Origin of the sequence: Streptomyces pratensis (assembly GCF_016804005.1) — a bacterium.
Taxonomy (GTDB): domain Bacteria; phylum Actinomycetota; class Actinomycetes; order Streptomycetales; family Streptomycetaceae; genus Streptomyces; species Streptomyces pratensis_A.
The window spans coordinates 3,345,647-3,367,428 of the sequence record NZ_CP051486.1 but is presented as its reverse complement, the minus strand read 5'-3'; the positions used below and the strand labels follow the sequence as shown (position 1 = coordinate 3,367,428).

Below are 21,782 nucleotides of genomic sequence, written 5' to 3'. Positions count from 1 at the left end.
GGGGCGGAACAGCGCTGCGGCTGGCTGTCCGTCGGCGCCCCGCACCGCGTCGGCCTTGGCGGAGAAGGCCGGCACGCCGAGGCGCCGAAGGAGCACAAGCATCCTGCGCGGCAGGCTCCGACGGAGCCCCGTCAGAGCGCTGGGCGGCTGCCGTCCGGGTCGACGGGGTCGAACGACTCGGCTGCGGTCAGCCGCTCGACGAACGTCCGGAAGTCCGCCGCCAGCGGGAGTTCCGTACCGCGTTCGACGTCGAACCACGTCACGGCCGGCTCCCCTTGCTCTCCGCATGCCCGGTAGTCGAGAGCGATCCAGCAGTGGCCGTCACCGGAGAGCAGGACCAGGGGTGAGGGAAGACCCACTCCTCGACCAGGTAGGGCGAGTCGAGCAACGACAACTGTCCGTCGTGACCACCGATGCCCATCACGTCGTCGAGCGGAACATGGTTCGCGCTCCAAGACGTCGGCGCGTCGGTCGGGAACGCGTTCCACGGATCCGCCACCGGCCCACCGTTCCGCACGCGCAGGATCTCCAGCAACGAGGCCGGCAGACGGACACCGAGCCGACGCTCGGCATCCTGGACGGCCGCATCCGTCAAGGGCGGCCGGCCCCCGTACACGCCGTCGTCCCAGAAGGCCGCTGCCACCTCGGCAAACCTGTCCACGCGCGCATCCTACGGACCCTGCCGACCGGCTCGACGATCGCTGTGCCCGATACAGGCCCTCGTCCCGGAGCCGCCTTGGCCTCATAGGACCGGGCCACGGCACGCGCCCAGCTGCGTCGTCATCGGCTTGCCGGGCCGGAGGGGCGGCGCCGGGGCGCCGGGGCCGGTCACGCCGTTGTCAGTGGCACTTGATAAACCTTGCGGACATCAGTCGTCCCAGTATCAGGAGCTCAGTGCCATGTCCGACGCGGACCGTCTGCACGAGTTGCTCGGCCTTCCGGCCGTTGATTTCCAGCGCGAGACCGAGGGTTCGGCCCGCCCCACGGCCGATGCCGCGGCCTGGCGCATCAGCGTCGACCCGTTCGCCCCGGACGAGAGGGAGTTCAGCTGGGAGGAGGAGTTCGGCGCCTTCCTCGAGGCCGTCGACCCGTCAGGTGTCGAGGCCCTGATCATCGGGCAGTGGGGCGAGGCGTACGAGGAGGCCTCCGACTACCCCATCGAGCTCGTCGTCGCAGCAGCCGACCGGCTCACCTCGCTGAGGGCGGTCTTCGTCGGGGACCTGGTGGTGGAGGAGGCCGAGATCTCGTGGATCCAGCAGTCCGACGTCACCGCTCTGCTCACCGCCTTCCCTGACCTGACCCATCTCGGCGTACGCGGCGGCACTGACCTGACGTTCCCGCCCGTCAAGCACGAGTCGCTGCGGGGCCTCGTCGTCGAGAGCGGGGGGCTGCCCGCCGAAGCGCTGCGCGGAATACTCGACAGCGAACTGCCGGCGCTGGAACGTCTGGAGCTCTGGCTCGGGGTCTCGGCGTACGGAGGCGATGCGGTCGTGCCGGATCTGGCGCCGCTGCTCTCCGGTACCCGCTTCCCCCGGCTGCGCCACCTGGGCCTGCGCAACAGCGAGTTGCAGAACGAGATCGCCGCCGCTATCGGTTCGGCGCCGGTCGTCGCACAGCTCCGCACACTCGACCTGTCGAACGGCACGCTGGGCGACGAGGGCGCGGCCGCGCTGCTCGAGGGCCAGCCCCTCACCCATCTCACCTCGCTCGACCTGCACCACCACTTCCTGACCGAGCCGATGGAGCGGCGCCTCTCCGAGGCCCTGGAACCGCACGGTGTGTCGGTCGACCTGTCGGAGCGCTGCGAGCCGTGGGACGGCCTCGGCCCCGAGGGCCGCTACACCGCGGTCGCGGAGTGAGGACGCGATGACCGACATCACCCACCTCGAAACCTTTCACGGCCTGCCGGTCCACACCATGTCCCCGCCCGGACCGGCGGACTCCGCGGCACTGCCTGCGGCAGGCTCCGTGGCGTGGCGGCTGGACTGCTATCCCTATGAGCTGCCGTTCGAAGAGGTCTGGCAGCGCTTCCTCGACGAGGTCGACACCGCTCAGGTCCGGGCGCTGCTCATCGGTCCCTGGTGGGAGGACGACTACGTCTCCCTCGCACCGGTCGTCGGGGCGATCGTCGCCGACGCACACCGGTTCCCGGCGCTGCGCGCGCTCTTCCTCGCGGATGTGGATAGCGAGGAGTGCGAGCTGTCCTGGCTGGAGCTGTGCGACATCACTCCCGTGCTGGAAGCACTCCCCCTCCTCGAGGAGCTGGGCGTGCGTGGCTGCGGTGAGGGAGCACCGGGAGAAGAGAATCTCCGGCTGCGGCCGGTGCGTCATCATGCTTTGAAGACGCTCCGCTTCGAGTCGGGCGGTCTGCCGGGGCACGTCGTCCGCGCGGTCGGCTCGTCCGAACTGCCCGCCCTGGAGCACCTGGAGTTCTGGTTCGGCGCCCAGTGGTACGGCGGTGACACCACGGTGGCGGACCTTGCGCCCGTGCTCTCCGGGGCCTCGTTCCCCCGGCTTCGCCATCTGGGACTGCAGAACAGCGAGATCCAGGACGAGATCGCGGCCGCCGTCGCCTCGGCGCCGGTGGTCGCCCGGCTCGAGTCCCTGTCCCTCGCGATGGGTACCCTGGGCGATTCCGGGGCGCAGTCCCTGCTCGACGGCCAGCCGCTCGCCCATCTGTCCGCCCTGGATCTGCACCACCACTACCTCTCGGATCCGTTCGTCTCCCGCATCGAGGCCCTGTGCGCCCGGGCGGACGTACGGGTCCTTCTCGACCGGGCGGAACGCTGGGACTCCGAGGACGACGAGGTCCGCTATGTCGCCGTCAGCGAGTAGTCGGCCGCCGCACCTCGCGGTCGTCGGTGTTCCCGCCAACCGCAGGGTCGGCCTCTTTCAGGACGCCGTGCGCGCCGCCGGGCTGCCCGAGGCACGCGCGGTGTCCTGGCTGGACGTGCTGCGGGGTGAGGCGGTCTTCCTGCCGGGGGAGACCGTGCGCATCGATTCGCCCGGCGAGGATCCCGAGGTTGACCGGCTGCTGCGCGGGGGTGACGACCCGACCAGGGTCGAGGGTTCGGCTCGCTGGTACGCGCGCTTCACCTCGGCCGTGCAGGAGGTCGCGCGGGCCGCCGCGGAGGCGGGCGCGGTCCTGCTGGACGACCCGCATGACATCGCCGTGCTGTTCGACAAGCGGATCTGTCACGGCGTACTGGACTCAGCCGGGGTACCGGTGCCGGACTCACCCACGTCGGGACCCGCCGCGCAGCCCGTGCGGGGGTGGGCGGATGTGCGTCGGCTGATGTCGGAGCACCGCATGCCGAGGGTGTTCGTGAAGCCGGCGCACGGCTCGTCCGCCTCCGGGGTGATGGCCCTGGAGACGGCGGGCCCGGGCAGGATACGGGCGACCACCTCCGTGGAGCGGGATGAGGAGGGACGGCTGTTCAATTCGCTTAGGGTGCGCCGCTGCACGACGGAGCGGGAGGTGGCGACGCTCGTCGACGCCCTGGCACCGGACGGACTGCACATCGAGCGCTGGCTGCCCAAGGCGTCCCAGCGGGGGCGCGTCGCCGACCTCCGGGTCGTGGTGGTCGCGGGGCGGGTGACCCATGCCGTCGTACGGACGAGCCGGTCCCCCATGACCAATCTGCACCTGGGCGGCGCGCGCGGTGATCTGGACGAGGTCCGGGCCGCCGTGGAGGCTTCGGGCGGCAGTTGGAGTTCCGCGCTCGCTGTGTGCGAGCGGGCGGCGGACTGCTTCCCCGGCACGCTGTGTGTGGGCGTCGACCTCCTGCCCGCGACGGGCTGGCGGCGCTTCGCCGTCGGCGAGGTGAACGCCTTCGGGGACCTCCTGCCGCGTCTGACCGGCCTGCCGGGCAGCGGCGCGGAGGGTCTGGACACCTACGGCGCACAGGTCGCCGCCGTAGTGGCGGCTTCCACGCACGGCGACGGGCCTGGCGGCATCCGCCGTGAGGACGGCCGGACGAATGACGAACGAGCAAGGAACCACCGTGTCATCGACGCCCCCTGATCCCGCGTCCCGCGACGGCCGCCCCCCGAACCCCGACATGAACGAGGTCGTGGGCAGCCACGACCTCCTGCTCGTCACCCTGGACACCCTGCGGTTCGACGTGGCCGAGGAGTTGGCCGCGGCCGGGCGCATCCCGAATCTCGTGCGGCATCTGCCCGGCGGCGTCTGGGAGAAGAGGCATGCCCCGGGCAGCTTCACGTACGCATCCCACCAGGCGATCTTCGCCGGGTTCCTGCCGACACCCGCCGCACCCGGCCCTCATCCGAGACTGTTCGCCGCACGCTTCGCGGGCAGTGAGTCGACCGCGGACGGAACTTTCGTCCACGAGACCCCCGATCTGCTCTCCGGTCTGGCAGCCGTGGGCTATCGCACGGTGTGCGTCGGCGGCGTGGGGTTCTTCAACCGCCGTCCCCCTCTCGGCTCGGTACTGCCCGACATGTTCCAGGAGAGTCACTGGGAGCCGGAGTTCGGCGTGGCCTCTCCGACGTCCTTCGAGGCACAGGTCTCGCGCGCCGAGCAGGTCGTCGCGGAACTCCCGCCGGAGCGGCGGCTGTTCCTCTTCCTCAACGTGTCGGCGCTGCACCAGCCCAACTGGTTCCACCTGCCCGGTGCCACCGCTGACGCGGGCGACTCCAGGGCCACCCACGCTGCGGCCCTCGAGTACGTGGACCGGCACATAGGGCGCCTGTTCGCGGCGGCGAGCAGCCGCCGCAGGTGTTTCGCCATCGTCTGCTCCGATCACGGCACGGCGTACGGCGACGACGGCTACACCGGTCACCGGATCGGTCACGAAGCGGTGTGGACCGTGCCCTATGCCCATTTCTTCCTCGAACCCGGGACGCCCAGATGACCGGCCACACGCACAGCAGCCGCCCGTACGTCAGCTACGTCTACGCCTACCCGCACAAGACCGCTTACCGTCCGCTCGCCGGCCACCCGGCCGGGCGTCCGTTGCTGAGCGGGCTCTGGGCGGCGGAGCGCAAGGACGCGCTCTCGCTCTACCTGCACATACCGTTCTGCGAGGTCCGCTGCGGCTTCTGCAATCTGTTCACCCGGATCGGAGCCCCCGAGGAGCTGACGACACGCTACCTCGACGCGCTCGACCGGCAGGCCACCGCCGTCCGGGACGCGCTGGGCGACGACCAGCCGGTGCGTTTCGCCGCCGCCGCGTTCGGCGGCGGCACCCCCACCTTCCTCACCGCCGATGAGCTGGAGCGCCTCTGCGACATCGCGGAGAAGCGGATGGGCGCCGATCTGAAGGCGGTGCCCCTGTCCGTCGAGACCTCGCCGTCGACGGCGACGGCGGAGCGGCTCGCCGTACTGGCCGACCGGGGCACCACCCGGATCAGCATCGGTGTGCAGAGCTTCGTCGACGCCGAGGCCCGGGCGGCGGTCCGCCCGCAGCGCCGCTCGGAGGTGGAGGCCGCCCTCGGCCGGATACGCGATGCCCGCATCCCGGTCCTCAACATCGACCTGATCTACGGAATCGAGGGTCAGACCGAGGCGACCTGGCGCACCTCGCTGGACGCCGCCCTGGCCTGGCGCCCGGAGGAGCTGTACCTCTACCCCCTGTACGTGCGCCCGCTGACCGGCCTCGGGCGGCTGGGCTCGACGGCGGAGGTGTCGGAGGCCGCGTGGGACGAACAGCGGCTGCGGCTGTACCGCGCGGGGCGTGACCACCTGCTGGCCCACGGGTACGAGCAGGTGTCGATGCGGATGTTCCGCCGAGCGGACGCCCCGCACGCGGGCCCCGACGACTACGCCTGCCAGACCGACGGCATGATCGGCCTCGGCTGTGGGGCCCGCTCGTACACCTCCTCCCTGCACTACTCCTTCGACTACGCGGTGGAGATGCGGGAGATCCGGGGCATCATCGACGGCTTCACCACCACCACGGACTTCTCCCGGGCGGAGGTCGGCCGGTACGTCGACGGCGAGGAGGCGCGCCGCCGCCATCTCCTGCAGTCACTCCTCCAGGCCGAGGGCATACGGGCCTCCGAGTACCGCGAGCGCTTCGGCACGGATCCGTACGAGGACTTCCCCGCCGAGCTGGAACTCTTCGCCGGACGCGGCTGGCTGGACGGTTCCGCGGGCCCCGGCCTGCTTCGCCTCTCCCCCGAAGGCCTGGCCCACTCCGACGGGCTGGGCCCGGAGCTGTTCTCCCCGGCGGTGCGGGCCGCGATGGCCGCGTACGAGGCGAAGTGAGGCGGCCGATGAGCAGTGACCTGACGATTCTCTACCGGGGTCCGCTGGCGTCGTGCGACTACGACTGCCCCTACTGCCCGTTCGCGAAGCGGCGGGACAGCGGGGAGCAGCTGCGGTCCGACCGGGCGGCCCTGGAGCGGTTCACCGCGTGGGCCGCCGCCCGGACCGGCGAGCGGCTGTCGGTGCTGTTCACCCCGTGGGGCGAGGCCCTCGTGCGGTCCTGGTACCGCAGGGCGCTCGTCGAGATGTCGCGGCTGCCGCACATCGACCGGGTCGCAGTCCAGACCAATCTCAGCGGCCGTACCGGCTGGCTGGCCGGGGCGGACCGCGACAAGGTCGCCCTGTGGTGCACGTACCACCCCGGGCAGACACCGTACGAGCGGTTCCTCGGCCGGTGCCGGGAACTGACGGACCTCGGGGTGCGCTACAGCGTCGGAATCGTCGGTCTCGACGAGCACCTGGAGGAGGCCCGCAGGCTGCGCTCCTCGCTGCCTGCCGAGGTGTATCTCTGGGTCAACGCCGCCGAGGGGCACACCTACACGGACGAACAGGCGGACCGCTGGACGGCCCTGGACCCGCTGTTCCCCTACAGCAGGCATCCGCACCGCTCGGCCGGTATGCCCTGCCGGACCGGCGAGTCGGTCGTATCGGTGGACGGTGACGGGACGGTGCGCCGCTGTCACTTCGTCCGTGCGGAGCTGGGCAACCTCTACGACGGGAGCTACCGGAGCTCGCTGGGTCCGCGCGGCTGCCCGCTCGACGTGTGCGACTGCCACATCGGCTACGTGCACCTCGAGACGCTGCCGCTCTACGACGTCTTCGCCGGTGGCGTGCTGGAGCGGATACCCGCCCGCCCGGTGCGGATACCCGCTCCGGACGGGCTTGTGTCCCCCGGCACCACCCGGCGTCCGCTCCCCTTCGTCAGCCGCTGACCAGGCGTGGGCGGGCGAGGGGGTCAGAGCGGCAGCAGGTCGGGGCGCTTGGCCTCGACGTGGTCCCCGGAGGACTCGCCACGCAGCCGGCGGCCGATCCACGGGACGAGGTATTCACGCGCCCACTGGATGTCGTCGCGCCGCACCTCGAGCGTCCCGCGCTGCGCCTGCGGGGGCCACACCTGGTCGGGGTCGGCCGGCACGTCGAGGCCGAGCACCTGGGCGGCACGGAGCGCGACCCTGGTGTGCCCTTCCGGCGAGAGGTGCAGCCGGTCGTTGTCCCAGGCCCGCCTGTCCTGTACGGACCGCAGGGACCACAGGTCCAGGACCGGACAGTCGTAGCGGTCGGCGATGGACCGGACATGTGCGGTGTACATGGCGATCTTGCCCCGCAGGTGCTTGAGCACGGGGATGCCGCGGGTGTCGAAGCCGGTGGTGACCATGACGGTGCCGACCGCCTGTGTCAGCTCGGCGACCGCGCGCTCGAATCGTTCTGCCACGTCGTCCGGGTCGGAACCGGGACGGAGGATGTCGTTGCCGCCCGCGCAGAAGCTCACCAGATCAGGTGCCAGCTCCATGGCGCGGGGGACCTGTTCCTCGACTACCTGGTCGAGGAGGCGTCCGCGTACGGCGAGATTGGCGTACCGGAAGTTCCCGTGTGTGTCGTCCGGAGGGCCGACCACAGCGCCGGGGACGGGGAGCTGGTCCGCGAGGAGGACCGCGAGGCGGTCCGCCCATCCGACGGGCGTCCCGCCCGGGCCAGGGTCCCCGACCCCTTCGGTGAAGCTGTCGCCAATCGCCGCGTACGACCCGATGATGCCTCGTTGTTTGTTTCTCGAATCGTCTGCCACAAGGGCTTATCTTGCACCTTCGAATGTGACCTACGCGACCGTAATAAGGGGTTGACGGGTGGTGAGAAAGACCACCCGGTCAGTTTTTGGTAAAGCCGGAATAAGGAGAGAGGGGCGGTGCGCAGCCGCGCACCGCCCCTCTCGTCCACCGTCAGGTGGTGTGCCTCAGATCGAGACGCCGTGCGAACGGAGGTATGCGATCGGGTCGACGTCCGAGCCGTAGCTCGGGCCGGTCCGGACCTCGAAGTGGAGGTGCGGGCCGGTGGAGTTGCCGGTGGAGCCGGAGAGGCCGATCTGCTGGCCGCCGGTCACGGTCTGGCCGGCCGAGACCTCGAGGGACGACAGGTGCGCGTACTGGGAGTACATGCCGTCGGTGTGCTGGATGACGACCTCGTTGCCGTACGAGCCGCTCCAGCCCGCGGAGACCACGGTGCCCGGGCCGATGGAGCGGACGCTGGTACCGGAGGCCGCCTGGAAGTCGGAGCCGGTGTGGTAACCACTGGACCAGCTGGCGCCGGAGGCGCGGTACTGGGTGGTGACGTTGGCGTTCTCGACCGGGGTGGCGTAGCCGGAGCTGCTGCTCTCGGACGCACCGGAGTCGCTGGTCGCCGCGGCCTGCTTCTCGGCCGGGGCGGCCGGGGCGGCAGCGGGCTTCTCGGCCTTGGCTGCCGTCTTGGCCTTCGAGGGGGCGGCCTTGGGGGCGGCCTCGGCGGACTTCTCGACGGGGCCGGATGCCTTGGCGCCGAGGGTCAGCTTCATGCCCGGGAGGATCAGGCTCGGGTTCTCGCCGACGACGTCACGGTTGTCCTGGTACAGCTTCTGCCAGCCGCCCTTGACCTTCTGGTCGGCAGCGATCTTCGCCAGGTAGTCACCGGAGACCACGGAGTAGGTCTTCGGGGAGCTCTTCGCCGCGGCGGGAGCGCTGTGCGCGGCGGCGGACTTGGCCGCCGGTGCGGCCTGCTCGGCGGCGTGGGCGCCGGTGGCGCCGATCAGCGGAAGGGCGAGAACGGCGCCGCCGGCCCCTGCGGCGATGACGCCACGGGAGATCGGGCCGGTCTTCGTACGACGGTGCTTGCCTTTTGCGGGCATGGGGAATTCCTCTCCGGCGCCTACGAGGTGAGCTGTCGGGTTCGGACTGGAGATGCCCGGCCGCGCGGTGCGCGACTTGACCCCGAGCCGTACCGGATCCCTCCGGCCGGCGGCTTACCTGGTTCCCCCGCTCCTGCCACACGTGAGTCGGTGCGGATTCCGGGCGGCGGCAGGATTAGGCGTTCCGTCCGGATTGACCGTGACCGTAAGCGAGCCGGGACGCCGTGAACAAGCTGCGGATTGCCCACCGGAATGCATGCTTCATTTCCGGCACGGAATTCCCGTCACACTCCGTGGATTACGGATCTTGGCTTTCCGCGCGGCGTCCGGAATGCCCGCCGGAATCCTCACCACGCACCGTCACGGATATGATCCCGCTCACCCACCTCACCCCATCTGCCGTACAAGTGGGGCATGTTCTGTTAAATGCACCAATACGGACACACGTGCGGCGGTCGCGGCCTGCGTCACCGGCTCCGGCCCGACCGAGACGGTTGCCTGATGCAGCCATGTCGTATCGTCGCGGGCGTGCCCCGTCGGCGAGCGGCGCCGACGCCCGACACTCCAGGAGCCCTTGTGACGCAGCTGCCAGAGGTCCCGCCGGTCGGCCCCGAGCCGACGGACGTCAGCCTGACCGGTGTCCGCAACTTCCGCGACGTCGGGGGCCTTCCGACCGTGGACGGCCGCACCGTGCGGTTCGGGCGCCTCTACCGCAGCGGCCACCTCGCCCATGCCACCGAGGCCGACGCCGCCTTCCTCGCCGGGCTCGGCCTGCACACGATCTTCGACTTCCGCAACGCGGCCGACCACAAGCTCGACGGCCTCGACGTGGAGCTCCCAGGCGTCCGGAATGTCAGCATTCCCCTCTCCGACCCGGCGGACGGCGCGGAGTTCTGGAGGCTCGTGCGCGACGGGAACATCCAGCAGCTGCGTTCGATCCTGGCCGACGGCAAGGGCACCGAGCGGATGGTCGCCTCGTACCGCTCGATCATCAAGGACCGCACCGTCGAGCACAGTCGTGTGCTGCACGCGCTGGCCGAGGACAGCGTGCCGGCGCTGATGCACTGTGCGGCCGGCAAGGACCGGGCCGGCCTGTCGATCGCGGTTTCGCTGCTCGCGGTCGGCGTCGAGAAGGAGGCCATCGAGGCCGATTACCTCAAGTCGAACGACGCCCACCGCCGCTACAAGGTGAAGCGCAGTGACACGTCGCCGGTAGGAATGTCCGACGAGGTGATGGAGCTGCTCAATCCGCTCTTCGGAGCCCGCGCCGAATACCTCGACGCGGCCTTCGCCACCATCGAGGAGATCTGGGGCAGCACGGACCGCTACCTCCTCGAAGGACTGAAGGTCAGCGACGGGACCCGTGCGAAGCTGCGCGAGCGCCTCGTCCAGGACGCGTGACGCCGGGGGTCAGCCCTTACCGGCCACGGTGAAGAGAAGGAAGAGGAAAGCCGCGATGACGTGCCCGGCCACCAGGTAGGCGAAGAGCCGGATCACGACACCGCGGGGCATCCGGCGCTCCTGCGTGTCCGCGCTCTTCGACCTGCGCGGGGTGAGCGGGTCGTAGTGCTCAGAATCGGACATGGCAGTCCTCTCTTCCGGCCGCTCGGGCCGGGACGACAGAAGGGGGCTCGGGGAACGAAGGAGCAGGGGGCGGACGGGGGCGGGCGGGGCGGACGGGCGGGATCAGAGCCGGTGCATCCCGCCGCCCAGGCACAGCTCGGCGGCCGGACTCTGCAGCAGCGTGTGGACGAAGAGCAGGGTCGCTCCACCGGCGTCGAGCGCCGCGATCCGGTGCGGGGTGAGCGAGTCGAAGTGCGCGCTGTCTCCCGGGGCGAGGTCGTGCACGGTCTCCCCGAGCACAACCCGCAGCCGGCCTTCGAGGACGTAGAGCCATTCCTCTCCGGGATGGACGCGTACGAGATCACCTTCGGTGCCGTACGGGACGCGGACGCGCAGGGCCTGCATGGCGCGGCCCGATCCTCCCGCCTGCCGGTAGAGCCAGCCGCCCGCTTCGGCACCGCGTGGCGCACCGTCGGGCGTGCCGCCACGGACGATCGCGTCACGTTCGGGGGCCATTTCCCCCAGCAGCTCGGAAACGGTCGTACCGTAGACGCGGGCAAGACCGAGGAGCATCGGCAGCGAGGGCTGCCTCCGGCCCGTTTCGAGCCGGGAGAGGTGGGCCGGGGAGAGGCCCGCCCGTCCGGCTGCGGCCTCCAGGGTGAGGCCACGGCCACGGCGCAGGTCGCGCAGGCGTGGCGCGATCCCCGGAAGTTCGTCGGCCACCCCTCCGTCAGGAGAGTTCATTCCTCCATTGGGCCAGGATTTATCCTCTGAGGCAAATAAGTTGCCTCAGAGGCAAACCTGCCGCCAGGCCGTCGCCGGTGTCTTCGTCAGCGGTTGGCGACGGCCTGTTTCACCAGTGTCCTGCCGAAGTCCCACATCAGCCCGCCTCCGCTGTGCGCGTCGTCCATGACGGCGGTGAAGGCGGTTACGAAACGGTCCACCTCCGCCTCCCCGATGACCAGCGGCGGGATCAGTTTGATCACCTCCAGGTGATCACCGGAGACCTGCGTGAGGATCCGGTGTCTCTGCAGCAGCGGCACCACCACCATCTGCGCGAAGAGACCTTTGCGCGCCGCCTGCAGCATCGTCCAGCGACTGCGGAGCCTGAGGGAGGACGGCCGGCCGAACTCGATGCCGATCATCAGTCCGCGGCCGCGGACCTCGTGCAGCAGTTCGTAGCGGCCGACGAGCGCGGCGAGCCGCTCACGCAGCAGATCGCCGGTGCGACGGGCGTTCGCGACCGTCTCCTCCTGCTCCATCACCGCGAGGACGGCGAGCCCCGCCGCCATCGCCTGGGCGTTGGATCCGAAGCTCGCGGAGTGGACGAGGACCCTGTCCATGGACGAGTAGACGCGCTTGAAGATCCAGTCCTTGCCGAGTGTCGCACCGACGGGGACGTACCCCCCTGAGAGCGCTTTGGCCACACAGAGGAGGTCCGGTTCGACTCCCTCCTCGTGCTGGTACGCGTAGAAGTCCCCGGTCCTGCCGAGCCCCGTCTGAACCTCGTCCGCGATGAGCACGGCCTTGTGCCGGTGCAGCAGCTCCTGCGCCTCACGCAGGAAGCCCGGCGGTGCGGCATGGACTCCCTTGCCCTGGACCGGCTCCACGACCAGCCCCGCCACATCACCCCGCCGCAGCTCACGTCGCAGCGCGTCGAGGTCGCCGAGCGCGATGGCGGTGTCCGGCAGCAGGGGCGCGAACCCGTCCCTGAAGCCCTTCTCGCCGTTGACCGAGAGCGAACCGGCCGTCAGCCCGTGGAAGGCGTGGTCGCAGTAGAGGACGCGTGGCTTCCCGGTGGCGTACCGGGCGAATTTGAGCGCGGTCTCGACCGCTTCCGTGCCGCTGTTGCCGAAGAACACCCGGTCCAGATGCGGGCTGTGCGCCAGCAGCCTCTCGGCCAGCAGACCGGGCAACGGCTGGCAGTCGAAGCGGGTCAGGTCGGCGAGCGAGGCGTCCAGGACGTCATGGAGCGCCCGGCGTACGACGGGGTGGTGCCTGCCGAGCCCCATCACGCCGAAGCCGGCGAGCATGTCGAGGTAGTCGTTGCCCTCCGCGTCCCAGAAGTGCGCGCCCTCGGCCCGCTCGTAGACCTTGTCGAAGCCGAGCGTGTGCAGCATCCGTGGCAGCTGGTGGTTGAGGTGCCGGGTGTGCAGCTCGTAGCGTTCGGCGCCTCGTTCAGCGAGGAGCCGCCCCAGATCGAAGCCCTGCGGTTCGTCCTTCATGCCCGTTCCCCTTCTTCGGCATGTCCCTCCCACCGCCGTGCGGCGCCGCCCCGGCACCGCCCGGCATGCGTCCGGCGTTCGTCACCGGCGCGGGTCCGGTCCCGGCCGCCGGATCCCCGCCCGTCGCGTGCGGAGAGCTGCTCGGGACGCCCGACGTCCTCAGCGGTGGCCCGGCGCCGCGCAGCGCGCGAGGCCGGGCCGGCGGCCCGGGGGGCCCGGGAGGGCCGGCCCGGCCTTCGTCATGACGTCACCGGCTCCCGCCGACGGTCTCCCGCGCCGCTCGCAGGGATTCCTTAAGCGACCCCATGGTGGCGAGCACCGCGGTGGGCTCGTAGCCGCAGTGCGCCATGCAGTTGGCGCAGCGCGGATCCTTGCCCCGGCCGTACTTGTCCCAGTCGGTGTCCTCGATGAGCTCCCTGTACGTGGGGACGTACCCGTCGCTCATCAGGTAGCAGGGCCGCTGCCAGCCGAAGAGCGAGTAGTTGGGGATGGCCCAGGCCGTGCACGGGAAGTCCGCCTTGCCCTCGAGGAAGTCCAGGAAGAGCGGAGAGTGGTTGAGCCTCCAGCGGCTGCGGTTACCGCCCGCGAAGGACTTCTTGAAGAGCTCACGGGTCTGCTCGACACCCAGGAAGTGTTCCTGGTCGGGTGCCTTCTCGTAGGCGTAGGCGGGCGAGATCATCATCTCGTCGACCTTCAGTTCGTCATTGAGGTAGTTGAGGACCTCGATGACGGTCTGAGGGGTGTCGGTGTTGAAGAAGGTGGAGTTGGTGGTGACCCGGAAGCCGCGCCTCTTGGCCTCCTTCATCGCCTCGACCGCTTCGTCGAAGACGCCCTCCTTGGCGACCGACTCGTCGTGCCTCTCGCGCAGTCCGTCGATGTGCACGGCGAAGGCGAAGTAGGGCGACGGGGTGAACTTGTCGAGCTTCTTGCGCATCAGCATGGCGTTGGTGCAAAGGAAGACGTACTTCTTCTTCGCCACCAGCTGACGCACGATCTCGTCGATCTGCGGGTGCATGAGCGGTTCTCCACCGGCGATGGAGACCATCGGGGCACCCGATTCCAGGACCGCCCCGACCGCCTGCGCGACCGGCATGCGCTGCTTGAGCACTCCGGCCGGGTGCTGGATCTTTCCGCAGCCCTCGCACGCCAGGTTGCAGGCGAACAAGGGTTCCAGCTCGACGATCAGCGGGAACTTGTCCCGCTTGCGGAGCTTCTGTTCGAAGAGATACGTCGCAACCTTGATGGACTGACGGAGCGGCATGGCCATCTGGGCTCACCTCCTGGGGAGCAGCAAAGATCGGTGCCATTCATGTAAAGCCGGAAGGACAGCACGAAGAACGCGGAATGCCGATATTCCACCGCGGACCGTGCCGATACGGACGAGCTCATGCTCTGGAGCGTCCACGACCACCCGTACGGCCGCAACCGGGCGCGGCCCTGTCCGCACCGCCGTGCGGAGGGTGGCGGCGGACTCCATGTCCACCGCGATGGCACCGGTGGCGCGGAGCCCGGCCCGCTCCGGCCCCCGGACGACGTTTCCGGAGCCGGTCAGCGGGCCGGTGTGGACGGTACGGCCGGGCACCGCCCTGACCAGTGCGTCGACCAGCAGGCCGGTTCCTGTGCAGGCGGTTGTGCCTCCGGTGTCACGGGTCTCCTCGGCCACCACGAGGTCGCCGGGGTGCATGCCGGGTTCCAGACCGGCGCAGAAGCCGGAGGCGATGACCGCGGTGCCGCCGGCCCCTCGCAGCCCCAGCGCGTGCCGGACGGCGTTCTCCGCGGCACGCGGGCCCATCCCGGACCTGATGATGCTGACGGGGCCGGGGCCCGGGACACCTCCGCTCCTTCCCGTACGCAGGGCGAAGCGCTCGATGCCGAGCGCACAGGCGATCAGCAGCGGCGTGGTGGGGCCGGGCGGCTCCTGTGCACCACCCATCGGCTCAGGCCCCCTTGCCCGTGCCGGCACCGATGCCGGTGGCGGTGGCGAAGGGGTCGCCGTAGACGTAACGGCCGAGCGCCGTGAGTGGGAAGACCTGCCGGTACAGGTGGTAGTTGATGGAGAAGTCCCAGGGGAAGCCGGTCCCCGTGAAATGAGGCTCGTCCCAGGAGCCGTCGGCCTGCTGGGTCTCCGCCAGCCAGGCGACTCCCCGTTCCGCGGACCTGCTCTCCCGCTCTCCCGCGGCCAGGAGGGCGAGCAGCGCCCACGCGGTCTGGGAGGCGGTCGAAGCGCCGTGGCCGATCCACTTCTCCTCACGGTAGGAACGCAGATCCTCGCCCCAGCCCCCGTCGTCGTTCTGGACGGACTTCAGCCAGTCGACGGCCCGCCGCACCGAGGGGTGCGCGGCCGGCAGCCCGGCGGCGACGAGCGCGGGCACCACGGAGCCCGTTCCGTAGATGTAGTTGACCCCCCATCGGCCGAACCACGCGCCGCTCGGCTCCTGTTCGGCGAGTAGCCACTCGATGCCCCGCCTGGTGCGGGGGTGGTCGGCACGCCCTTCGACTGCCAGCATCTCCACCACGTGCCCGGTGACATCGGCCGACGGGGGGTCGATGACCTCGCCGAAGTCGCAGAACGGCAGCCGGTTGGGGAACGGGCTGGTGTTGTCGGCGTCGAAGGCCCCCCAGGCACCGTTGCGTGACTGCATGCCGAGGTTCCACCGCACTCCCCGCTCGATGGCCGCCTCGACCCTGGCGGGGTCGGGGTGGCGCACACGGCGCAGGGCGAGGACGACCTCGGCGGTGTCGTCGATGTCGGGGTAGTTGTCGTTGTGGAACTCGAACGCCCACCCGCCCGGGGCGAGTTCGGGCTTGCGTACGGACCAGTCGCCGGGCCGCACGATCTCCTCGCCGAGCATCCAGTCCGCCGCCCGCACGAGGGCGGGGTGGTCGGCGCTGACCCCCGCGTCGGCCAGGGCGATGGTGGCGAGGCAGGTGTCCCACACCGGGGACTGGCAGGCCTCGATCATCCGGGCGCCGTCCTCACGCCACACGGCGAAGCGGTCGAGCGATCCGAGCCCCGCCCGCATGACCGGGTGGTCGAGGTCGTAGCCGAGCAGGTGGAGGGCGATGACGGAGTAGACAGCGGGCGGCTGGATGCCGCCCCAGCAGCCGTCGTTCTCCTGGCGTTCGATGATCCACCGGGCGGCGGCGTTCATGGCGATGCGCCGCAGCCTGCGTGGGGCCACCTTGTGGTAGAGGTGCAGCGCCTTGTCGAGCCGCTGGAACACTCCGTCCCAACTCGCGGCGGGTGCGGCGGGTTTGGACGGACTGGGGAACGCCGGGTCGGTGTGCAGTTCGTCCAGGGTGAACGGGGCCGGGCGTACGGGCCGCTTCGCGGACACGATGGTGAGCGGCACGATGGTCTGGCGGGCCCAGCAGCCGAAGTCGTAGATGTTGAGCGGGACCCACTTCGGGAAGAACATCAGCTCGGGCGGGAGCTCCGGGAGGTCGTCCCACTTCCACCAGCCGAAGAGCGCGAGCCAGATGCGGGTGAAGACCCGGGACTCGGCGATGCCGCCCTGTTCCCTGACCCAGCCGGCCGCGCGTCTCATGTGCGGGTCGTCCGGCCGGTCTCCGGCCAGCCGCAGGGCCACGTACGCCTCGATGGTGGCGGAGAGGTCGGGCGGCCCCTCGTAGAAGGTGTTCCAGGTGCCGTCGCCGAGCTGCTCACCCCGGATGAAGCGGGCCGAGGCCTTGACGGTGTCCGGGTCCTGGATCCCGAGGAACTGACGGAGCAGCAGGTCCTCCGCGTCCATCGTGACGTTGGTGGCGAGGTCGCCCTTCCACCAGCCCTGCTCGTCCTGTCTGCCGAGGAGGTGCTCAACCGAGCGTTCCGCGGCCCGCCGCGCGACGGCCAGCATGTCGTCCGCGGTGATGGTTGATTCGGTCGGATCGCCGACCGAGGCTGCGCGGAGGTTCGCGGCCCCGGTGCTTCCGTCTGTCGTCGCTGTCATGGCTTCCCCTTCGTGCAGTTTGGTCCTCTGCTGTGCTGGGGTCTCCGTCGGCGGGCGCCCCATGGGGCGCCCGCCGGCGACTGCGAGTCATATCTGGATGGTGATCATCTCTTTCGTACGACCACGAAGTCGGCGAGCTCGGTGAGCTGCGCCCGCACTCGTTCCGGCATGTCGACGCCGTGCAGCGCCTCGATGGCTACCGCGTGCTGACGGCGGGCTTCCTGGGCGGTCCACTCACGGCCGCCCGCCTCCTCGATGAGCGCCGCACGCGCGGCGAACTCCTCTTCGGAGAAGCTGTCGAAGTCGCTGCTCTTGGCGTCTGCGGCGAGGAGCTCGCCCAGACGCTCGGAGGCGGGTCCGCCTGCGGCGAGCGCCGCGACGACGGGCAGGGACTTCTTGCGCTGGCGCAGATCACTCCAGGTCTGCTTGCCCGTGGACTCCGGGTCGCCCCAGATCCCGAGCAGGTCGTCGACAGCCTGGAAGGCGAGGCCGAGGTGGTAGCCGTAGGCCTCCAGGATGTCGGCGGTACGGTCGTCGGCTCCGCCGAGTACGGCGCCGATGGAGACGGCGCAGGCGAGCAGGGCGCCCGTCTTGTTGCCCTCCATCTCCAGGCACTCCTCGACGGTGACCCGCTCGCGGTGCTCGTAGGAGATGTCCTGGGCCTGACCGTCGATCAGCTTGCGGCTTGCCGTGGTCAGCCGGCGGGCGGCACGGCCGGCCTCGACGGTGCCGAGCTCCAGCAGGACCTCGTTGGCCAGGGCGAAGAGCGCGTCGCCGACGAGGATCGCCTGGGCGGGGCCGTGCACCTTCCATACCGTGTCGCGGTGGCGGCGCTGCTCGTCGCCGTCCATCAGGTCGTCGTGCAGCAGCGAGAAGTTGTGCACGAGTTCGACGGCGACGGCTCCGGGGATCCCGGCCTCCGCCGGGGCACCCGCCGCCTCCGCGGACAGCAGTGCCAGCGCGGGACGCACGGCCTTGCCTCCGTCGCCGTCGGCAGGCCGGCCCTGGGCATCGATCCAGCCGAAGTGGTAGGCCGCGACGGTGTCCATGGGCGGCGCCAGCCGGTCCACGGCAGCTCGCAGCACCGGCGCTGACAGGGCCCTTCCGCGCTCCAGAAGCGCGGTGACGTCCGTGGGGTCCGCCACGGTGTCGTAAGCCGGATTCGCCGGGGTCACAGACTCTCCTCTTGTTCCGGTGGTACTGCTCATGCCGCCTCCTGCAGCGGATGTTCGTGTGGCCGGCCGAGGGCCTGGAGCGCGGCGTCCGCGGCGCTGAAGCCACTGCGGACGGCTCCCTCCATCGTGGCGGGCCAGCCGGTGGCGGTCCATGCTCCCGCCAGGTGCAGCCCGGCGGCGCGGGTGTGGGTGTCCGGCCTCAGGCGTCCCACACCCGGCGTGGGTGCGAAGGTCGCGGTGCGTTCCCGGGTGACGAAGAAGTCGCGGATCCCGGCCCCTCGCGCCGCCGGGAGAAGCCTCTCCAGCTCGGGCAGGTAGCGCCTGCGCAGCTCCGCGACGGGCAGATCGATCTCGTCCTGCGCGGCGGACTGGGACACCGCGAGGTACTGGCCGCCGCCCTGGAGGCCGGAGGAGGCCGTCCGGTCGAAGACCCACTGCACGGGTGATCCGAGAGCGGCGAAGAACGGTCTGCGCAGCACCTTGCGGTCATAGACGACGTGCACGTTCAGGATCGGTGCGTCGGTGAGGTCGAGCAGCCGGCCCGGGTCGTCGAGCGCCCCGTCGGGCAGCAGACCGTGGGTCTCGCCCTGCGGCACGGCGAGGACGACGGTTTCCGCCTCGAACCGTTCACCGTCGGTCTCGACGGCCCATCGGCCGCCCTCGGCGCGGGTGAGGGAACCGGCCCGGGCGCGCAGGTGGATCTCCACGCCGGCCGATTCCAGGGCCCTGCGGGCGAGGGTGTCGTGGAGGTCCCCGAGCGGTACGGCGGCCCAGCCGATGTCGGCGGCCCCAGGTTCGGAGAGGAGCCCGGTCTTGAAGACCTTCGCGGCGAGCGCCATCGAGGCGTTCTCCGCGGTGGCGTTCAGCGTGGCGACGCCGACGAGGTCCCAGAGGGCCTCGATGGTGCGGTGCGACTGACCCTGACGGCGGAGCCAGGTGGCGAAGTCGATGCCGTCGAGCGCGGGATCGGCGGGGTCGAGACGGCCCAGCGCCAGCGCGGCACGGGCGACGCCCGCCTTCTCCGCGAGCGACAGGTGCGGATAGGCGGCGAGCCCTCCGGCGAGGTGCAGCGGTACGGGCAGCCCTGTGCGGCGGAGCCGTCCGAGCCTCGGTCCGGCGGGGCGGCCGACGTCGAGCACGGGCACGTCCAGGCGGTCCTGCAGCGGGGCCAGGTGGGCCCCCTCGATCCGGTCGAGGAACCAGCGGTAGCCGGTACAGCAGCGCAGGTAGACGTGCTGGCCGTTGTCGACGGACAGGTCACCGCGCCGGAAGGAGAATGCGAGTCCGCCCAGCCGGGGGCGGCCTTCGAGCAGGGTCACGCCGAGCCCCGCGTCGGCGAGGCGCAGCGCCGCGGTGACGCCGGCGAGGCCGCCGCCGACGACCACAGCGCGGGAGGACCGAGGGCTCCGGCCGGTCATGACTGCTCCCCTCGCCGTGTCACCGCGGTCAGCGGTGTACGCCGTGACGTCGCACACAGGGACGCACCGGGGTTCCCGGGGGTTGCCCGCTCCGCGCTTCGGATCGGACCCGACATCAGACCCTCCCCCTGGCCGTCCGGCGTGAGATGTAGCGCGCGTCGAGACCCGACAGTCCTCGCACCGCAACGTACGCCTTCTCATGGCCGGGGAGCGAGACCCTGCCGCGCAGGACGGCTTCGGGATCCCGTTCGATCCGGTCGAGGAGCCGCCGGTAGATACCGGCCATGGCGGCCACACAGGCTCCGCTGCGCCGGTCCAGCATGGGCAGGAGCCGGTAGCCCTCGGCGAAGAGCGCCCGGGCGCGCCGGACCTCGAAGTGCACCAGGCCGGCGAAGTCCGAGCCGGGGGGCGGGGTGGCCCGGTGGAATCCGGCGGAGCAGCCGAACTTGGCGAGGTCGTCGGCCGGCAGGTACGTACGCCCGTTGCCGGCGTCCTCCCGGACGTCACGCAGGATGTTGGTGAGCTGGAGTGCCAGGCCGAGGGTGTCGGCGTACTCCGCGGCCCGCTCGGCGCCGGGTGCACCCGCCTCCGTCCCGAAGACGCCCAGGCTGAGGCGCCCGATGGCACCCGCGACACACCGGCAGTACGTCTTCAGGTCGTCCCACGTCTCGTAGGTCGCTCCGCGTACGTCCATCAGTACGCCGTCGATCAGCTCGTCGAGGCCACCGAGCGGCAGCGGGAACCGGTGCGCGGCGTCGGCCAGCGCGACCGCGACCGGGTCGGTGTCGTCCTCTTCGACCGCCTTGTCCCGGATACGGACGAGCAGGTTCCGGGTGTCCTCCAGCCGGGCGTGCTTGGTCTCCGGATCCAGCTCACCGTCGCCGATGTCGTCGACCCGACGGGAGAAGGCGTACAGCGCCGACATGGCCTGCCGCTTCTCGTACGGCAGCAGTCGGATGCCGTACGCGAAATTGCGGGCCTGCTGTCCGGTGACGGCCTCGCAGTAGCTGTATGCGGCCTGTACCGGTGCCGACATGTACGTCGTCTGTCCCTCCACGGTCCGGCTCACCCCTCTCTGTGCGCTCTTCGCAAGACGTCTCCCACTTCGCGCAGCAGTCTTGGCGCGGTGGGCTTGGGCGGTCCGGGCAGTACGTCGAATCCGGCGGCCGAGATCGCGCCGAGTGCGGCCCGCCCGCCGCCGACGAATCCGGCGAGCAGCAGCTTGAGCCGGCCGTGGACGCTGCCCACCAGGGGGATGCCCTCGTCCAGCAGGTCACGGGCGCGCTCCGCCTCGTACGCGACCAGGGTGCGTACCGCCGCGCCTGCGGACGGTGCGGCCAGGTCGGGTTCGCCGACATGGAAACGGGCCATGTCCTCGGCCGGCAGGTAGATCCGGTCGCGGCCGAGGTCCTCGGTGACGTCCTGGAGGTGCTCGGCGATCTGCAGCGCGGTGCAGACGGCGTCGGAGCGGCGGATCCGTTCGGGGCTCGCGGTGCCGGTGATCTGGAGCACGAGGCGGCCGACGGGGTTGGCGGAGAGCTCGCAGTAGGCCAGCAGATCCCCGTAGGTCCCGTAGCGGCGGACCTTCTGGTCCTGCCGGTTGGCCTCGACGAGTCCGAGGAAGGGTTCGGGGGTGAGCGCGCAGCGCCGCACGGTGGGGCGCAGGGCGCCCATCAGGGGGTGGCGCGGGTCCTCGCCGGTACGGGAGAAGACCCGGTGCAGATCGGCTTCGAGGGCGTCCAGCGCCGCGAGCCGGTCCTCGCCCTGCCCGGGTTCGAGGCCGAGGTGGCGGGCGTCGGCACCGCCGGGAGCCAGGTCACCGTCGCCGATGTCGTCGACGAGGCGGGCGAATCCGTAGACCGCCATCAGGTCGTCGCGCCAGGCGCGGGGCAGGAAGAAGGGGGCCACGGGGAAGTTCTCGTCCGCGGCCTTGTCGAGCGTGGCGGTTGCGGCGTCGGCGCGCGCCTGCTGGGTACGGGTCACTGCGTACCGCCCGACGCGGGGACGGCGAAACCACGTCGGAGCTGGAGATTTTCCATCATTGCCGTCATATCTCCCGTTCTACACTGCTGACCCAAAACATCCCTTTTCGGACACGCCGCTCGTCCGGCCGAGTGCGACATGCACACAACGGGCGATGTGCCGGGGGCGTATCACCCCACATTGCCGCGAATCAGCACCGTTACAGCTTACGTTGTACAGCTCGAAGGACCGCGCCGGGGTGCAGCACGCCCGCGCGGACCAGGCCTGTCACCATCAACCTTCCCCGGGCCGAGGGCAATTGACGTCATCCGCCGGAATGAGATCCCCCGTTTCCTCTGCGGCCCGGGGGCCTTCCCGCCGGGGTTCC

21 protein-coding genes and 1 riboswitch are annotated in these 21,782 nt (G+C 70.7%); of the genes, 7 read left to right on the top strand and 14 right to left on the bottom strand.

Going from position 1 to position 21,782, the window contains the following annotated elements; translation table 11 throughout:
- Positions 1-131 precede the first annotated feature (131 nt).
- On the bottom strand, positions 132-263 hold the full coding sequence (locus HED23_RS35675; protein WP_274383017.1) for a hypothetical protein: 132 nt from the start codon (positions 261-263) through the stop codon (positions 132-134).
- On the bottom strand, positions 260-661 hold the full coding sequence (locus tag HED23_RS14405) for an SMI1/KNR4 family protein (RefSeq protein ID WP_203183824.1): 402 nt from the start codon (positions 659-661) through the stop codon (positions 260-262). The genes HED23_RS35675 and HED23_RS14405 overlap by 4 nt, the downstream gene beginning before the upstream one ends.
- A gap of 238 nt (positions 662-899) precedes the next feature.
- Between HED23_RS14405 and HED23_RS14400 the strand changes: the two genes are divergently transcribed.
- The 6 genes from HED23_RS14400 to HED23_RS14375 are packed head-to-tail and all read left to right on the top strand — an operon-like array spanning position 900 to position 7,161.
- A complete protein-coding gene (locus HED23_RS14400; RefSeq protein WP_203183823.1) occupies positions 900-1,859 on the top strand; it encodes an STM4015 family protein in 960 nt (319 codons plus the stop codon).
- Positions 1,860-1,866: 7 nt separating this feature from the next.
- Positions 1,867-2,835 (top strand): STM4015 family protein, encoded by a 969-nt coding sequence (locus HED23_RS14395; RefSeq protein ID WP_203183822.1) that lies wholly within the window; start codon positions 1,867-1,869, stop codon positions 2,833-2,835.
- On the top strand, positions 2,816-4,024 hold the full coding sequence (locus tag HED23_RS14390) for an STM4014 family protein (RefSeq protein ID WP_238441945.1): 1,209 nt from the start codon (positions 2,816-2,818) through the stop codon (positions 4,022-4,024). Before HED23_RS14395 ends, HED23_RS14390 begins: the two co-directional genes overlap by 20 nt.
- 37 nt (positions 4,025-4,061) lie before the next feature.
- Positions 4,062-4,874, top strand: a complete 813-nt coding sequence (locus HED23_RS14385; RefSeq protein ID WP_203187476.1) for an STM4013/SEN3800 family hydrolase — start codon at positions 4,062-4,064, stop codon at positions 4,872-4,874.
- On the top strand, positions 4,871-6,229 hold the full coding sequence (locus tag HED23_RS14380) for an STM4012 family radical SAM protein (RefSeq protein WP_203183821.1): 1,359 nt from the start codon (positions 4,871-4,873) through the stop codon (positions 6,227-6,229). Before HED23_RS14385 ends, HED23_RS14380 begins: the two co-directional genes overlap by 4 nt.
- 8 nt (positions 6,230-6,237) lie before the next feature.
- Positions 6,238-7,161 (top strand): STM4011 family radical SAM protein, encoded by a 924-nt coding sequence (locus tag HED23_RS14375; protein WP_203183820.1) that lies wholly within the window; start codon positions 6,238-6,240, stop codon positions 7,159-7,161.
- Between the two features lie 23 nt (positions 7,162-7,184).
- Here HED23_RS14375 and HED23_RS14370 read toward each other — a convergent pair whose 3' ends face one another.
- Positions 7,185-8,012 carry an SGNH/GDSL hydrolase family protein gene (locus tag HED23_RS14370; RefSeq protein WP_203183819.1) on the bottom strand — a complete coding sequence of 276 codons (828 nt, stop codon included), beginning with the start codon at positions 8,010-8,012 and terminating at the stop codon, positions 7,185-7,187.
- A 165-nt stretch (positions 8,013-8,177) separates the two neighbouring features.
- The gene (locus HED23_RS14365) at positions 8,178-9,101 is read right to left on the bottom strand and encodes a M23 family metallopeptidase (RefSeq protein WP_203183818.1); all 924 of its coding nucleotides are present in this window, start codon (positions 9,099-9,101) and stop codon (positions 8,178-8,180) included.
- Positions 9,102-9,105: 4 nt separating this feature from the next.
- Positions 9,106-9,264: riboswitch (cyclic di-AMP (ydaO/yuaA leader) on the bottom strand.
- Between the two features lie 413 nt (positions 9,265-9,677).
- On the opposite strand from HED23_RS14365, the gene HED23_RS14360 reads away from it, so the two are divergent.
- On the top strand, positions 9,678-10,502 hold the full coding sequence (locus tag HED23_RS14360) for a tyrosine-protein phosphatase (RefSeq protein WP_203183817.1): 825 nt from the start codon (positions 9,678-9,680) through the stop codon (positions 10,500-10,502).
- Between the two features lie 9 nt (positions 10,503-10,511).
- On the opposite strand, the gene HED23_RS14355 is transcribed toward HED23_RS14360, so the two are convergent.
- The 10 genes from HED23_RS14355 to hpnC all read right to left on the bottom strand — a co-directional run bounded on the left by HED23_RS14355 (position 10,512) and on the right by hpnC (position 21,415).
- Positions 10,512-10,685, bottom strand: coding sequence for a DUF6126 family protein (locus HED23_RS14355; RefSeq protein WP_203183816.1), 174 nt, complete (start codon positions 10,683-10,685; stop codon positions 10,512-10,514).
- A gap of 102 nt (positions 10,686-10,787) precedes the next feature.
- The gene (locus HED23_RS14350; RefSeq protein WP_203183815.1) at positions 10,788-11,408 is read right to left on the bottom strand and encodes a helix-turn-helix domain-containing protein; all 621 of its coding nucleotides are present in this window, start codon (positions 11,406-11,408) and stop codon (positions 10,788-10,790) included.
- Between the two features lie 86 nt (positions 11,409-11,494).
- A complete protein-coding gene (locus HED23_RS14345; protein WP_203183814.1) occupies positions 11,495-12,889 on the bottom strand; it encodes an aspartate aminotransferase family protein in 1,395 nt (464 codons plus the stop codon).
- A gap of 247 nt (positions 12,890-13,136) precedes the next feature.
- Positions 13,137-14,156 (bottom strand): adenosyl-hopene transferase HpnH, encoded by a 1,020-nt coding sequence (gene hpnH / locus HED23_RS14340; RefSeq protein WP_203183813.1) that lies wholly within the window; start codon positions 14,154-14,156, stop codon positions 13,137-13,139.
- 6 nt (positions 14,157-14,162) lie between these two features.
- Positions 14,163-14,822, bottom strand: coding sequence for a 1-hydroxy-2-methyl-2-butenyl 4-diphosphate reductase (locus HED23_RS14335; RefSeq protein WP_203183812.1), 660 nt, complete (start codon positions 14,820-14,822; stop codon positions 14,163-14,165).
- Positions 14,823-14,826: 4 nt separating this feature from the next.
- On the bottom strand, positions 14,827-16,839 hold the full coding sequence (gene shc / locus HED23_RS14330; protein ID WP_203183811.1) for a squalene--hopene cyclase: 2,013 nt from the start codon (positions 16,837-16,839) through the stop codon (positions 14,827-14,829).
- 104 nt (positions 16,840-16,943) lie between these two features.
- Positions 16,944-18,047, bottom strand: coding sequence for a polyprenyl synthetase family protein (locus HED23_RS14325; RefSeq protein ID WP_203183810.1), 1,104 nt, complete (start codon positions 18,045-18,047; stop codon positions 16,944-16,946).
- Entirely contained in the window at positions 18,044-19,432 is a 1,389-nt protein-coding gene (hpnE, locus tag HED23_RS14320) for a hydroxysqualene dehydroxylase HpnE (RefSeq protein WP_203183809.1), read from the bottom strand. Before hpnE ends, HED23_RS14325 begins: the two co-directional genes overlap by 4 nt.
- Before the next feature lie 115 nt (positions 19,433-19,547).
- A complete protein-coding gene (hpnD, locus tag HED23_RS14315; protein ID WP_203187475.1) occupies positions 19,548-20,468 on the bottom strand; it encodes a presqualene diphosphate synthase HpnD in 921 nt (306 codons plus the stop codon).
- A 29-nt stretch (positions 20,469-20,497) separates the two neighbouring features.
- On the bottom strand, positions 20,498-21,415 hold the full coding sequence (gene hpnC, locus HED23_RS14310; RefSeq protein ID WP_203183808.1) for a squalene synthase HpnC: 918 nt from the start codon (positions 21,413-21,415) through the stop codon (positions 20,498-20,500).
- Positions 21,416-21,782: the final 367 nt, after the last annotated feature.